This window comes from Methanomassiliicoccales archaeon (genome assembly GCA_038740345.1).
Taxonomy (GTDB): Archaea; Thermoplasmatota; Thermoplasmata; order Methanomassiliicoccales; family UBA472; genus JAJRAN01.
In genome coordinates this window covers 171,593-183,929 of sequence record JAVYMA010000001.1, presented here as the reverse complement: position 1 = coordinate 183,929, position 12,337 = coordinate 171,593, and the positions used below count along the sequence as shown (strand labels likewise).

The window sequence follows — 12,337 nt, the reverse complement described above, 5'->3', positions numbered from 1 at the left end:
TCGACTTCCGCGTGAAGGCGCGCGCCGAGCACAAGGCCCTGTGGAACACCGCGTTCTTCGCCGGGTCGCTGCTCGCCGCTAAGGCTGTTGAGGGCTGGGACTACAAGAAGCTGCGCAACAAGTGGGACGAACTTTTGGGCGCCCATGGAGCCAAATAAGGAGGTGTGAGTATGGCGTCATTAAAAAGATTCACTAAGATGGAATATAAGAGCGCTGATGAGGTGGTATTCGGAGAGGCTAAGTATCCTGTCTCGTATGGGCTAGGCCAGAAGATTGGGCAAGGCTGGGTAGTACCTGAAATAAACTTCGCACCCAGACCCGGAGCAGAGAAAACCCCAGAAACACTGGTCAGAGAATACGTCGACTATATCACCAAAGACTGCCTGGACCGGGCTATAACTCTAGGATTCCCTGCAGTTCAGCTGGAGAACGAGCACATCTTCCAAATGGTAAATGACCCCCAAAAGTTTGAGAAGCCGGTGGTAGCGGGCCAAAAAGCCATGATGGAGAAGTATCATGATGAATATGGCATCGCACTCTCTATTAGGCACACCATCGCTGACCCAAGGCTATGCGAGAAAGGTCTACTCCCTGGCATGGATAAGACTCACAGCTACCCTGAGAAGGTTATCGAAGCTGCTGAGGTGGCTGCCGAGAATGGAGCCGATGTGATATCCATCGAGTCCATGGGTGGGAAAGAGGTAGCAGACTGGGCGATAATGAATGGAGACATCAAAGCCTGGCTATTCGGTATCGGCTATCTTGGTTCATTGGACATGGAATGGCTCTGGCCGCAGCTAGTGGACATATGCAAAAAGAACAAGGTAATTGCTGGAGGGGACACCAACTGCGCTGGAGCGAACACGGCCATGTTCATGGCCGGAGGCTACCTGGACAAAGACGTTGCCAGGACCTTCGCCGCCGTGACGAGATGCATCGCTGCCGCCAGGACTCTCGTGGCTTATGAGGCTGGAGCGACTGGTCCTGACAAGGATTGCGGTTATGAGGGACCAATCCTGAAGGCCATCTCGGGCAAACCTTCCGCGCAAGAGGGAAAAGGTGCCCAATGCGCTCACGCCGACCTTATGGGCAACCTCATGGCGCACACCTGCGATCTTTGGTCCAATGAGTCAGTGGAATACCATCCAGAGTTCGGAGGGTCTTCTGTCGCATGCTGGCTAGGTGTTATCGGTTACGAAGCGGCTCTCATGAACACCGCCAAGCAAGCAAAACTCGACAAAACTCTGAGAGACCTATACATGGCGGCGGACATGTTCAAGAGCCCAGAGGGATTTTGCATAGCCATACCGCAGGCGTACAAGATTGGTGAGGCCATAGTCTCAGAGGGCAAGGACATATACCTAAGAGCGAAAGCCGCTGGACTTAAAGCAGCAGAGCTCATCCAAGAGTCAGCCGCTAGTAAGAATGGGTTACGCCTCAACAAGCAGGAAAAGGACGTTCTGGCCAAGATCATCACTGACCTAAAATCTTTGCCAGACGATCAGGAGAAGTTTAAGGATTGGGCTCTCAAGACTTACAAGAACATCCCCATGTTCAATCCCAAGAACTATGGATTGTAAGCCGTGAACGCCATTTCAAACCAATTCCAAAACCTTTCCCAATTTTACTTTATTTGACTCAGTAATATCGCTAATCTGGAATTTATTGAAAATGAATCATAGGCCAAGTTCTGAAGAGATGATCTTTAAAGCTTCCAAAGAGATGGCCAAGAACTCGTCCCTTCGAAGCCCTATCTCCTCGCAAAGCGAGATCCTGCCTCGGTCCACTCTCTTGGCAAAATCCTTCGAATGAAATTTCTTGATTACTGATTCCATCCGGAGGTCAGCGAGTTTTTTCGAAGGTGTAACCAAAGCGCAGGCGATGATTAAGCCGGAGGCCGCATCTGAGGCGATCAAAGCTTTCTTCAGATTGTTATCCACTCGCACATTTGTGCACTCATGATTATGTGCCATTATGGCCTCTATAATGCATTTACTCGCTTTCCCTTCTAGAATATTACTAGCCAGGAGGCCATGTTCATGTGGGCCTCAGCAAATCTCGAAATCGATGTCATGCAAGATGCCCGTAACCTCCCATTCCTCCTCATTTTCTCCCAACCGATGTGCCATTCTCCTCATTATCGCCCCAACTGCTAGCATATGCTTTATGTTACTCTCTTGTCTGGCGTATGAGCGTATTAGGGCCAAAGCATCATCTCGCCTCAATTTGTCACCTATTTATGAATGAAAGAATTGGTCAATAGGTCTTTTAGAGTTCGCAACGAGAATGTATTATATTTCGAATCACTGTGGAATTTCTGCCATTATTATAGACAGGCTTTTCTGAACACAAATTTTTTTTCTATTCTATTTCGTCTCAAGAGAACAAAGTTCCTTGAACGGTTTTTAGGCTGCACTCCTCATCTATTAATCCTTTATTATTCCGTATTTTTTTTAACTATTAAACCTATTGTCATGCAAAGTCTTCAGCTCTATTTGCTAATTTTAAGCTCTTTGAAACGGAAAACCTTCTCTGGACAAACTTGCTCGCAGCGCAGGCAGGCAGTTCCCCCACATAAATCTGAGGATATGCATATGTGAAAGCCACCATTGAATTTCTCCATACTTATGGCCCGTTCTGGGCATTCTTTCAGGCAGCGCTTACATCCATTACAGCCAGAGAAAGACCCTTCGATCCTAACTCCAATGTCGCGAAGTATCTTCAAGCCCTTGTCCCCTAGTACAGGAATATCTCGCTGGACAAGCTTCACCACTTTACCTCTCTTTATTTTCGAAGGGAGCTCTTGTATCCCTTCCATGCGCAGCATCATGTTGTAGGCTTCAATCGGCATTCCTTCCTGCCAATACGCCAATTCTTGAATGAAAATGTGCTCGAATACCTTATCGGTAGCAAACATAACATGATTAGAGCGAATTCCGTTGGCGATGCTTTGTAGTCTGTCCATCCACTCAGGGTCCCGGACAATATCAGTGGCAAGGGCCAATGAGGTGTTGCCCACTTGGTATATAGTATTGAACGATGGAGGTATGAGGCCTACTTTTTGCGCTTTAAGTGCATCCACATAGGTGCCTGAAGCTCCGGACATATACATGCTGTCCAGTTCTTCGAACTTGATTCCGGCATGCTCTAACAAGGTGAAATGGCCCGCGCGCATAGCCCCAAACGTCTTTGCCGCCTCTTGAAAATCGTGTTGGCTAAGATCAATGCCATCCATGAAATGAAGGGCGCCATCATTGGTTAATATATTAGGCGTTTTTATTAAGTTGGTCTCCATACCCAGGGCGATAGCGGCTATCACTCCTGTTCCCGTAATCCCCAAGGCCTTCCCGTGCATCGCCCCCTCCTCTACCACCACACCTGTACTTGGATCGACCAGGTCCCCTTCCTGCACCATCAACGTCTCATCCAAGACTTTGTTGCGCCATTGGAACTGGAAATCGAAATCGGAAATGGCTCCAGGAGAAGCAAGCATTCCGCTTCTTATGTGCTGACCCTCGATGGCTGGCCCAGCAGCTGCCGAGCCTGTATAAATCTCATCCCCGACTTTGAGCGCCATCTCTGCGTTTGTGCCATAGTCTGTCACCAGGCAGTTCTCCTTTCTTTCGAGGAGACCACTTTTAACCATCATGGCTAGGGCGTCTGCGCCAATTTCGTGTTTGATGGCAGGAGGCACGAATAGATCAGCCTCAGGGTTCACGGCCAGGCCTAGATCTGCCGCCTTGATTACCTTGGCGTCTCGCTTTTGCAGCTCCACGCCTCTTACCTTTAGAGCTCTCTCTCCTGCAAAAGCCAAATCCCTTATCTCCATATTCTGAAAGATGGATAGCTGGATAGGGTTTCCGCATATAGCCAGGCGTTTCACCTTTTTCAAATCGACGCCCAGCATACCCATAAGTTGATTTGCGGTATCTATCAAAAGCCTGCTAGCCAGATCCTTATCTACCTCGATGCAAAAGGTTAGATGATCCATCACGTTCATGCCAGGGACGGGATGCCTCACGGTGATGGCGGTGGAAAGGATCTTTCCTGTCTTGAGGTCTAGTGCATGCGCCCTCGTCCCGCTCGTTCCTATGTCCAAAGCTATTCCAAACTCCTCCAAATGTCTCACCTCGGTTCCAAGATTCTATTAGCGCAGGTCATTTGCTTATTTTCCTCTATCCAAAGGTAGCGGGCTAAAATAGAAATGCAGTTTTCAACGGCCCTTTTCACCTCTTCGTCAGTGCGTCCGGCCACTGCTGCCATTATGTTGATAACACCCTCACCCACGTCTTTGCTGCTTACGTTATCTTCGGCCTCAGCGCCGATAACTGGGTCGATGAGGCTGATCTTCACGAAGCCTTCTTCCGTCGTTGCTATGGCCTTAAAATGGCCCAATAGTGTGCCACCTTGGATAAGGTTCTGTACGGCCTGACTCATAGCTGCGTTCATGATTGAGGCTAGCGTTTTTCCATCCATTTTGCCCCGAGGCTTGAAATGTACGCGTCTTCCATATGAGCCCGCAGACGCCATTGCTTTACTGTCTTCCTCCATCAAACCACCCCTAAAGCCTTCATAAGCTCATTCACGCCCTGTCCTTTGCGGGCGGAGATGCGTGCTATCTTAGCCTCGGGAGCCAGTTCTCTCACAAGCGCTTCGATCTGCTTCAACCTCTCTTCGCTCACCAGATCGATTTTATTGACCGCGACTACGTCCACCCCTGATATCTGCCTAGCGAAGAAAGCTCTGGTCTCCTTAAAAAGGGCGTCCGCCCTGAAAGCATCTACCAGCGCCACTGAGACATTTCTCTCTGTCTCCACCATAGAGACTCGGATTATACCGTTCACTTTATTTGGCAGAGCCAACCCCGTGGGCTCTATCAGAATGAAATCGGGCGAGAATTCCTTAGCCACTATCCTCAAGGTGTTCTGCAGGCTTCCAGATAAAGAGCAGCAAATACATCCCTCAGTGATCTCCACTGCGTGAAGGCCGTAGGCATCGATTAACGTCCCATCCACTCCTACCTCGCCTACTTCATTTACGATTATAGCGACCTTTTTCCCCGCCCGATTGAGCTCCTTACCCAAGCGAATCATGAGTGTTGTTTTGCCTGAGCCAAGGAAACCTGCTATCTGACAAACGATCATCCTTTTCCAAAGACCATTCTGGCCATAAAATAATATTGTCTCTACATGATTATCCAGATGCTTTAACGGCCTTCATTCTGCGCAACGAGATGCGTTGGTTTAAATGCAGAGTCATGAAATCCTCCGCGGCTATGGTTCTAACCCCCGATTCCTCTTCCACGTATCGTCTTTGATATTCGGGGCCATCATGCACCATCTTAGAGCCAAAATGAGTAATCACTGCCAGCTCTGGTTTGATCACCCTTGCCATCTCTGCCGCATCTTCGGTGCACAAATGATACCTGACCCTCGAGTGCAAAGGCGTTGTCACATTCATGATCAGCACCCTGGCGCCCTTATGCTCATCTAGTATCTCATTCTGGAGCTCAGTATCACCCACATAGCAAACAACGCCTTTGGTGGTCAAGAAGCGAAAGCCAATGCCATCAGGGTCGGTGTGCGCAGTGCGAGTGGCTTTTAGGCGCACCCCTTTTATCTCTAACTCATCTCCAGGGAGCATGGCCTTAATTTCAGGTATAATACTACGATGATAGCGAGAAATGGCAGGGCCAAAGTCGCTTGTACCTAATATCGCGCTCCTGCTTCCTGCCAACAACCCTCTCCTGGTGAAGGAGCATGAAGTCATGCCCTCCAGGATTATCTCAGCGTCCCCATAGTGGTCTGGATGACAATGGGATATGATCACGGCATCTGTCCGTGAAGGGTCCAGGCGCATATTCCGCATGGCCAAGCACGCTCCTGGCCCAGGGTCGAGGTGTATCCGAGCCCCATCTTCTAGATATATTCCGCCGGTGCGACGCACCTGGTAAACGGTAGCGAATCGTCCTCCCCCTGTCCCCAAGAATATAATCTTTGTCATCTCACACCTCAAAGCCTCGCTTTCATTTAATCCATACTCCCTCCACATATGCGACAAAGATTGATTAAGGCTGACTCGGATTTGGCCCTGGTGTGAATGAAGAGTCTGCTCATCAAGAACGGCATGGTGGTTACTCAGAACCCTAAGCGACACGTCTTCCGCGGAGACATCCTCATCGAGAAAGGAAAGTTGGCTAAAGTGGGGAAGGTGAATGAATCAGCTGATCAGGTAATCGATGCCAGCGGAGATATAGTCCTGCCTGGCCTGATAAACACTCATACCCATGTGGCCATGGCCATCATGAGAGGCATAGCGGATGATATGCCTTTCGACCAATTCCTGGAAAAGGTCTTTGCAGCTGATGCGAAGAGAGAAGCGAAGGATATTGACATTGGCGCTAGATTGGGATGTCTGGAGTTGATCCGTTCTGGCACTACCACATTTGTGGATTTGTACTACTCGGAGGATATTATAGCGAAGGTGGTGGAAAATTCGGGTCTCAGGGGGGTTCTTTGCTGGGCAGTGTTGGATCAGAGATTCACCACCCAGAAAGGAGTGCCTTTGCAGAACTGCAAGCACTTCCACGCTTCACATAAAGGGAAGGAGAAAATAATCCCCGGTGTGGGGCTGCAAGGAGTCTACGTTTGCTCGGAAGAGACTTTCATGGCCTCAAAAGAATTCGCTTTAGCGCAGGGAGCACTGCTGCATTTCCATTTATCTGAGACTAGGAAAGAGGTTTATGAGCATAAGGAGGCGACAGGGAGGAGACCAGCAGAATGGCTTGAAAGCATAGGCTTCCTTGGTCCACAGTGCCTAGCAGCTCATTGTGCTTGGTTGACGGTGAATGAGGTGAAGGCGCTAGCACGTTCCAAGACTTCTATAGCCTCTTGTCCGGTCAGTAATATGAAGCTAGCTACCGGGGGCGTAGCGCCCATTCCGGAGATGCTCGCAGAAGGTGTGAACGTTTCATTAGGAACAGATGGGTGCAGCACCAACAACAGCCTGGACTTGCTTGGGGAAATGAAAACCCTGTGCTTGTTGCAGAAATCTAGTCGTTGGGATCCAACCGTTTGCAGCGCGCAACAAGTCCTCGACTTCACCACTATAAATGCTGCCAAGGCCATCGGTATGGGAGATGAGCTCGGCTCCATCGAAGTGGGGAAGAGAGCGGACATAATTATATTGGATGGAAAAGCTCCGAATCTCCGTCCTTTGAATGAATGGAATGTGATATCCAATATCGTTTATTCCACACATGCGGGTAATGTGAAAACTAGCATTTGCGGGGGCGAAATCTTGATGCTGGATCGCAAAATCATGACTTTAGATGAAGAGAGAATCTTGGAAGATTCTCAGGCTATGGCCAACGAGCTCTTGGAACGTTGCTAGGAAAGGGCTGAAGCTCACATCTTTTATTATAATGGTTTTTACGAATGATTATTTGTTCTCCTCCCATCGGTGCAATCGAACAATGAAGATAGTGCCTTTGGGGATGTTGTCAACCACGTTCACAGAGCCCCCATACCTCTCCACCACTTTGCGCACGATGAATAGGCCTAGACCGGATTGACCGCTCTTCCCGTACTTGAAACCCTCCTGCCAGATCTTTGCTTTTATTTCATCGGGAATGCCGATACCCTTATCCGCGATACGGACCTCGCATATCCCTTCAGAAATACGGTCTGTTATATCGATTCTCACCTCATCTGTGTTGGAATGCAACAGGGCGTTTATGATGATGTTATCGAAGACGGAAGGTAACGCATCATCCGCCAAAACGCTCCCTTCCCCTGATAAGAAAAAGCGAGTGGTACTGCCTGAATATTTTTTCACCAACTCTTCCAGTACCATCCGTAGATCTATTTTTTTCATCTCTTTGGGAGAGATTACGTTCTCCACTTCCTTCATCTTCTTGATGAGGTCAACTGATCTATCCACTGCATTAATGGCGGAGTTGAGGAACTTCTCATCTCTTTTCATTTTGAAAATTTCCAAGGACCCACCAATTACGGTAAGATTATTCAGCACATCATGGCGAAGAATGCTGTTCACGACCTTCAACGTCTTATTCATTTCATCTGCCGTTTGACGTTCCATAGCGCACAGAAGGAAACTTGGCAGAGACACCTCATCGAAATGACCGATTATGGCGTGATTCTGAGCCCCAAGTTGTCTCGCCTTTGCCATTGCACTTTCATCCAAAGAATTCGTTAGTATAGTGATGGGAAGTCGTGGAGCCTTCTCCCTCAGCCTTACTAAAGCATCTAGCCCCGCGCAATCTGGAAGATCAAGGTCCACAAGAGCCACTCCGAATTTATCCTGGGTGGCCAAGTTCGCGCCTTCATTGAAGGTAACTGCCATGGTAGGTTCCATCTTCACTATAGGAGAACGCGAGATTATATCCAGCATATGCTTTCGCAAATCCTCTTTGGCAATGATTACCAGAACCTTAATGGGGCCTTTGAACATATCATCCACTCATCTTGCATCGCATTATATGAATGCGCGATGGATGATATAGATTAATCCTACAAAATATATAATGAGCGCCCACAAGTCCGCCATTTGATACTCAGTAGTATATGCAGAAAGCCATCATTTCTATAATATTTCGAATGTTCATGAATTATATTGCGTTCTCCTTGAGTCTAATTTCATGTAGAAAGTTATTTTGTTTTCCATTTATAAAATTAGAGTGGGGTCCTGCGGTTAATTCGAACTTAAGTTCACTACGTCTTTTGGGAAAGGCAATGATAAGTTAGAATCTCGGATTATCAAAGAGGAGTTTTCTTAAGGCCATGAAGAAACTATGAGCCCCTCAGAAAAAGAATTTTCTTAAGCCCTCAGAAAAGGATCCAAAAAGGATTATCAAATTATGCATAAATTCGAAACTTTGAAATCATCTTTAATTAAAATGAAGTCCCGACTCCCGGATTTGAACCGGGCGCCTGCTGATAACGGCTGGAGACCGGACATGCCGGAAACCCACTACAGTCAGCCGCTCTAACCAGACTGAGCTAAGTCGGGTACGCACTAAAATACAGAAACCATATTTGAAATTTTGTTCCTTGAGTTGCTTATGCTCGACGCGATCGCGGCACCAGGCGGTTCATCCTCAGCTCTCTAGGGGTTTTCGATGTAATTCTGAGATGGGAATCTATATATACCCTTCTTGCGTTATCTTTTGTCCGACAAAAGAGGTCGGATAGACCTCTCATGTCCTCCAAGGTGCGCTGATGGAAGGAGACGATCTGGAGAAGGTCACATTACGCCTGCCTGCTAGGTACATTAGGGCTCTCGATTTCCTGGTAAAGGTGGACGATTTCCCTTCTAGATCGGAAGCCATCAGGGCGGCCATCCGCGACTTCACCTACCAGCGAGTGGAGATGGTGATGGAAAAGGTGAAGAAAATGGAGGAGGCGGAAAGGACCTTGGCAGCGATGGAGGAGTTCGAACAGCAATATCTTAAGAAATGAGCCTGAGATAGAATGGGATGGGATGCACATTCACTCAGTTTCAGGGGTCACGATTACCTCCCCCCTTTTTTTCTTATTTTTTTAAAGATCAGTGCTGTTTTGATTAAATAGAATTTTTTTTATAAATCATTATATTATTTTTCATAGTTAACTTACAAAGATAACAACCTACTTTTCTGGTATAGCATCAAGGACGCATCACGATCTGCTACTCATTCTGACTATTAGTGCTCGAGAGAACATAAATAAGATGAGAATAGACTAGCAGCTATTTGCAACACGCTGTGGAGAGCATGCTAGGATGAGACTCTCTTCGCAGGAGTCAACACTCTATGGACTAAGAGTCTCAACTGCTCATCCGATATAGCCGAGGTCTTCTCTCTTAGGCTCTTGCGGGGTCTCCAGCTCTTTGAGCCTCGAGGTTATGAGGTCAATCTGCTCCGCCTTGCTCTCCAACTCTGTAAAGTCAAGCTCCACCCCCAGTATCGAGGCGAGTATGCGCAGCACTGCCTCTGCCCCCTTCGGGTCTACAAAATAGCCGGAGGTCTCACCCATTAAGCATACAGCTTTTATGCCCTCTATCTTTCCTAAGCCAAGGAGCAATCCGCTGGCTCCTACTATTCCGCTGCCTGGCTCGCCCTTGGAAAAGATCACTCCCTTAGCCTTCATCTCCTCCACCATTTCTTTGTCGGTGGCGGCACCAAGCACGCGAGGCTTCTCCACCATCTTTCCTATGCCGTAGCCTCCTAAAGTGTAAATGCGGCTGACATTCCATTTTCGCACCAGGTCGATAATAAAGGCAGAAAGCTCATACTGACCTTCTGGGGTGAGGCCTTGATAATCACCCGTTAAGAATATGATGTCAGGCCGCTTCCCTTTTCCTTTATAATAGTAAAGCGAGTTGGAGACGAGTCTCACCACCCCTTCATCGTCCAGTAGCACCTGGGGAGGGAAATACTTGGAGTAAATATCAGCGAACTTGACAGCCTTCACCTGTTCCACCATATGTTCCGCAGCCAGTTTTCCAACGTTGCCAACGCCCGGTAACCCCTCAACCAGGACGGGCGATTGAAGCTTCGGCTCCTCATAGTATACAATTCTAATATTTTCCATCGATTTCACCTGCCTCCCTCTTCAGCCTTCTTCTGTACTCGCCATAGCGATCCTCAGGAGAGTAGCGCGGAGGAACCGGCACCACTGTCGCCACACCGCATCTGCCGCACCTCTCGTCCAAAGAGTACTCCTGGCATTTAGGGCACTTTCTAAACGAGGTCTTCATTTTTAACCTTTCCATTAAGAAAATGGCGTAACAGGTAGAAGTATTTGCCCTGTCTCGCTATTTCGCCTCCCGGTGAAATTCGCCCTCTCCGCCACACGCTTTAATGCTCTCGATAATCGTCCCAGTCACCTGGCGCAATTCTTCCTCCGCCGATTTGTAATCCGGCGCGGTTACGATTATGCGGTATCGAGGTGCGCCAATGTACTGCACGTTGATGCGATCCTTGCCCCTTTCTAATCCCTTTAAAATGGAACTCTTAATCTTCTCTACTCCATCCGAGGCAGGGCACTTCAGCTCCAATACACCTGAGATTTGCACGAACGGTGGCGTCACATTGTCTTTTGCTACCTCGATGAACACTTTCGTCCAAGGGCCTGATAGTCCACTCTCCTCCAGGGTCTTTTCGTTGGCAGAGCACTGCTCAAAGGCGTTATAGAGGCTCCCAAACTTTTCTATCAGCTCATCCGCGAACCTCTCATAAGCTTGATCTAAGGTGATTCCCAAGCGTTCAGCCACTATCTCCAGCAACTTCTCCGCTTTGGTCTCGTTCTTCCACTGTTGTATCTTCTCGCGCCTTTGATGCTCATTCACCGATTTCAATGAAAGGTCTATGTGTCCCTTCGATGGATCGACGCCCAGGACTTTGCAAACGACTTTCTGCCCTTCTCTTATGTAATCGCGAATGTATTTTACCCATCCAGTGGCCACATCCCTTACATGGACGAAGCCTTCTTTTCCCCCATACTCATCTAGAGTAACGAATGCCCCAAAGTTCTTCACGTTCTGCACGGTACAGACAACCAATTCGCCTTCTTCAGGGAACTCTGGGGCCTTACGCATTTAGTCTACCACCTCAATGAGTTGTCCCTTGAAGGCTCCGTTGCCACCTCGAGGGCGTATTAGAGTGGAGCCGCAAACATGGCACGTAACGGGAGTGGATGGTCGCTTGAATGCGATCTGCTCATTCTGGCAGTCGGGGCACTTGACCTTGACAAAATTACCTGTGTGGACCATTGGTATCACTCCGTGAGCTCGAACTTCTTAGCCCGGAAGCATGGCTTCTGGTGCGCTTTCTTGCACTTCTTACAGCGATAGCGCAGGGCTATACGCTTGGTTGGCTTCTCGCGGCCTTCAGGCTTGGGCCTGGGAAAGCCTCCATATCCAGAGGTGGCACGACGGAAGCGCCTCTGCCCCCACTTCAGCTCGCTGGCTTTCTTCTTCTTTACCCTCTCCACCTCATGCTCATTGTGCGTTTTGCAAAATGGGCAATAGGTGTCGATGTTCCTGGGCATCTTCATTATAGGTTCACCTCGGAAGCAGGAAGCCCTAACACTCATTTCATATATAAGAACAATGCCTTCAGGAAGAAGTGCAGAAGTCCTTGGAAGCCGCAACTGGCATTTTGGAGGAGAAGGGAAAGGGGCGCGTTTCAATAATTTTACTTGATTTTTCATTTAAGGCATAAACACATTCATCATATCGCTGAAGCGATCGAAAGTAAAATAATAAGTTAATCGACCCAACTGTGGCGTTTTTTAATATCATAATTACCTTTATATTATAATTACTTAATATATAT

Annotated in this window: 15 protein-coding genes and 1 tRNA gene; 3 read left to right on the top strand and 13 right to left on the bottom strand. The window is 48.1% G+C overall.

The window, feature by feature from the left end; genetic code table 11:
* Positions 1 to 170 precede the first annotated feature (170 nt).
* A complete protein-coding gene (locus QW520_00910; GenBank protein ID MEM0448370.1) occupies positions 171 to 1,580 on the top strand; it encodes a methyltransferase MtaB domain-containing protein in 1,410 nt (469 codons plus the stop codon).
* Between the two features lie 96 nt (positions 1,581 to 1,676).
* On the opposite strand, the gene QW520_00905 is transcribed toward QW520_00910, so the two are convergent.
* The 6 genes from QW520_00905 to QW520_00880 all read right to left on the bottom strand — a co-directional run bounded on the left by QW520_00905 (position 1,677) and on the right by QW520_00880 (position 6,003).
* A complete protein-coding gene (locus tag QW520_00905) occupies positions 1,677 to 1,973 on the bottom strand; it encodes a hypothetical protein (GenBank protein ID MEM0448369.1) in 297 nt (98 codons plus the stop codon).
* A gap of 75 nt (positions 1,974 to 2,048) precedes the next feature.
* Complete coding sequence (locus QW520_00900) at positions 2,049 to 2,225, bottom strand: HD domain-containing protein (protein MEM0448368.1); 177 nt, start codon at positions 2,223 to 2,225, stop codon at positions 2,049 to 2,051.
* Between the two features lie 266 nt (positions 2,226 to 2,491).
* Entirely contained in the window at positions 2,492 to 4,120 is a 1,629-nt protein-coding gene (locus QW520_00895; GenBank protein ID MEM0448367.1) for a methylamine methyltransferase corrinoid protein reductive activase, read from the bottom strand.
* A 5-nt stretch (positions 4,121 to 4,125) separates the two neighbouring features.
* Complete coding sequence (locus QW520_00890; protein ID MEM0448366.1) at positions 4,126 to 4,551, bottom strand: hypothetical protein; 426 nt, start codon at positions 4,549 to 4,551, stop codon at positions 4,126 to 4,128.
* Positions 4,551 to 5,144 (bottom strand): GTP-binding protein, encoded by a 594-nt coding sequence (locus tag QW520_00885; protein MEM0448365.1) that lies wholly within the window; start codon positions 5,142 to 5,144, stop codon positions 4,551 to 4,553. The genes QW520_00890 and QW520_00885 overlap by 1 nt, the downstream gene beginning before the upstream one ends.
* Positions 5,145 to 5,193: 49 nt before the next feature.
* Entirely contained in the window at positions 5,194 to 6,003 is an 810-nt protein-coding gene (locus QW520_00880) for an MBL fold metallo-hydrolase (GenBank protein ID MEM0448364.1), read from the bottom strand.
* Positions 6,004 to 6,099: 96 nt separating this feature from the next.
* On the opposite strand from QW520_00880, the gene QW520_00875 reads away from it, so the two are divergent.
* Entirely contained in the window at positions 6,100 to 7,392 is a 1,293-nt protein-coding gene (locus tag QW520_00875; GenBank protein ID MEM0448363.1) for an amidohydrolase family protein, read from the top strand.
* A 48-nt stretch (positions 7,393 to 7,440) separates the two neighbouring features.
* On the opposite strand, the gene QW520_00870 is transcribed toward QW520_00875, so the two are convergent.
* Both QW520_00870 and QW520_00865 read right to left on the bottom strand, forming a co-directional pair.
* Entirely contained in the window at positions 7,441 to 8,472 is a 1,032-nt protein-coding gene (locus QW520_00870; GenBank protein ID MEM0448362.1) for an ATP-binding protein, read from the bottom strand.
* A 451-nt stretch (positions 8,473 to 8,923) separates the two neighbouring features.
* A tRNA-Tyr gene (locus QW520_00865) sits at positions 8,924 to 9,030 on the bottom strand.
* A gap of 209 nt (positions 9,031 to 9,239) precedes the next feature.
* On the opposite strand from QW520_00865, the gene QW520_00860 reads away from it, so the two are divergent.
* A complete protein-coding gene (locus QW520_00860; GenBank protein ID MEM0448361.1) occupies positions 9,240 to 9,479 on the top strand; it encodes a ribbon-helix-helix domain-containing protein in 240 nt (79 codons plus the stop codon).
* Positions 9,480 to 9,833: 354 nt separating this feature from the next.
* On the opposite strand, the gene QW520_00855 is transcribed toward QW520_00860, so the two are convergent.
* Genes QW520_00855 through QW520_00835 form a run of 5 tightly spaced genes read right to left on the bottom strand, consistent with a single transcriptional unit; the run spans position 9,834 to position 12,056 of the window.
* Entirely contained in the window at positions 9,834 to 10,592 is a 759-nt protein-coding gene (locus QW520_00855; protein ID MEM0448360.1) for a proteasome assembly chaperone family protein, read from the bottom strand.
* Positions 10,579 to 10,758 (bottom strand): RNA-protein complex protein Nop10, encoded by a 180-nt coding sequence (locus QW520_00850; GenBank protein MEM0448359.1) that lies wholly within the window; start codon positions 10,756 to 10,758, stop codon positions 10,579 to 10,581. The genes QW520_00855 and QW520_00850 overlap by 14 nt, the downstream gene beginning before the upstream one ends.
* Positions 10,759 to 10,815: 57 nt before the next feature.
* Entirely contained in the window at positions 10,816 to 11,598 is a 783-nt protein-coding gene (locus tag QW520_00845; protein ID MEM0448358.1) for a translation initiation factor IF-2 subunit alpha, read from the bottom strand.
* On the bottom strand, positions 11,599 to 11,772 hold the full coding sequence (locus QW520_00840; GenBank protein MEM0448357.1) for a 30S ribosomal protein S27e: 174 nt from the start codon (positions 11,770 to 11,772) through the stop codon (positions 11,599 to 11,601).
* Positions 11,773 to 11,777: 5 nt separating this feature from the next.
* Positions 11,778 to 12,056 (bottom strand): 50S ribosomal protein L44e, encoded by a 279-nt coding sequence (locus QW520_00835; GenBank protein ID MEM0448356.1) that lies wholly within the window; start codon positions 12,054 to 12,056, stop codon positions 11,778 to 11,780.
* Positions 12,057 to 12,337: the final 281 nt, after the last annotated feature.

Bases quoted from the DNA above. Each gene is read 5' to 3' on its own strand.
- QW520_00910 (MEM0448370.1), top strand. From the start codon at position 171: ATGGCGTCATTAAAAAGATTCACTAAGATGGAATATAAGAGCGCTGAT.
- QW520_00905 (MEM0448369.1), bottom strand. From the start codon at position 1,973: ATGGCACATAATCATGAGTGCACAAATGTGCGAGTGGATAACAATCTG.
- QW520_00890 (MEM0448366.1), bottom strand. From the start codon at position 4,551: ATGGAGGAAGACAGTAAAGCAATGGCGTCTGCGGGCTCATATGGAAGA.
- QW520_00885 (MEM0448365.1), bottom strand. From the start codon at position 5,144: ATGATCGTTTGTCAGATAGCAGGTTTCCTTGGCTCAGGCAAAACAACA.
- QW520_00880 (MEM0448364.1), bottom strand. From the start codon at position 6,003: ATGACAAAGATTATATTCTTGGGGACAGGGGGAGGACGATTCGCTACC.
- QW520_00875 (MEM0448363.1), top strand. From the start codon at position 6,100: ATGAAGAGTCTGCTCATCAAGAACGGCATGGTGGTTACTCAGAACCCT.
- QW520_00870 (MEM0448362.1), bottom strand. From the start codon at position 8,472: ATGTTCAAAGGCCCCATTAAGGTTCTGGTAATCATTGCCAAAGAGGAT.
- QW520_00860 (MEM0448361.1), top strand. From the start codon at position 9,240: ATGGAAGGAGACGATCTGGAGAAGGTCACATTACGCCTGCCTGCTAGG.
- QW520_00855 (MEM0448360.1), bottom strand. From the start codon at position 10,592: ATGGAAAATATTAGAATTGTATACTATGAGGAGCCGAAGCTTCAATCG.
- QW520_00850 (MEM0448359.1), bottom strand. From the start codon at position 10,758: ATGAAGACCTCGTTTAGAAAGTGCCCTAAATGCCAGGAGTACTCTTTG.
- QW520_00845 (MEM0448358.1), bottom strand. From the start codon at position 11,598: ATGCGTAAGGCCCCAGAGTTCCCTGAAGAAGGCGAATTGGTTGTCTGT.
- QW520_00840 (MEM0448357.1), bottom strand. From the start codon at position 11,772: ATGGTCCACACAGGTAATTTTGTCAAGGTCAAGTGCCCCGACTGCCAG.
- QW520_00835 (MEM0448356.1), bottom strand. From the start codon at position 12,056: ATGAAGATGCCCAGGAACATCGACACCTATTGCCCATTTTGCAAAACG.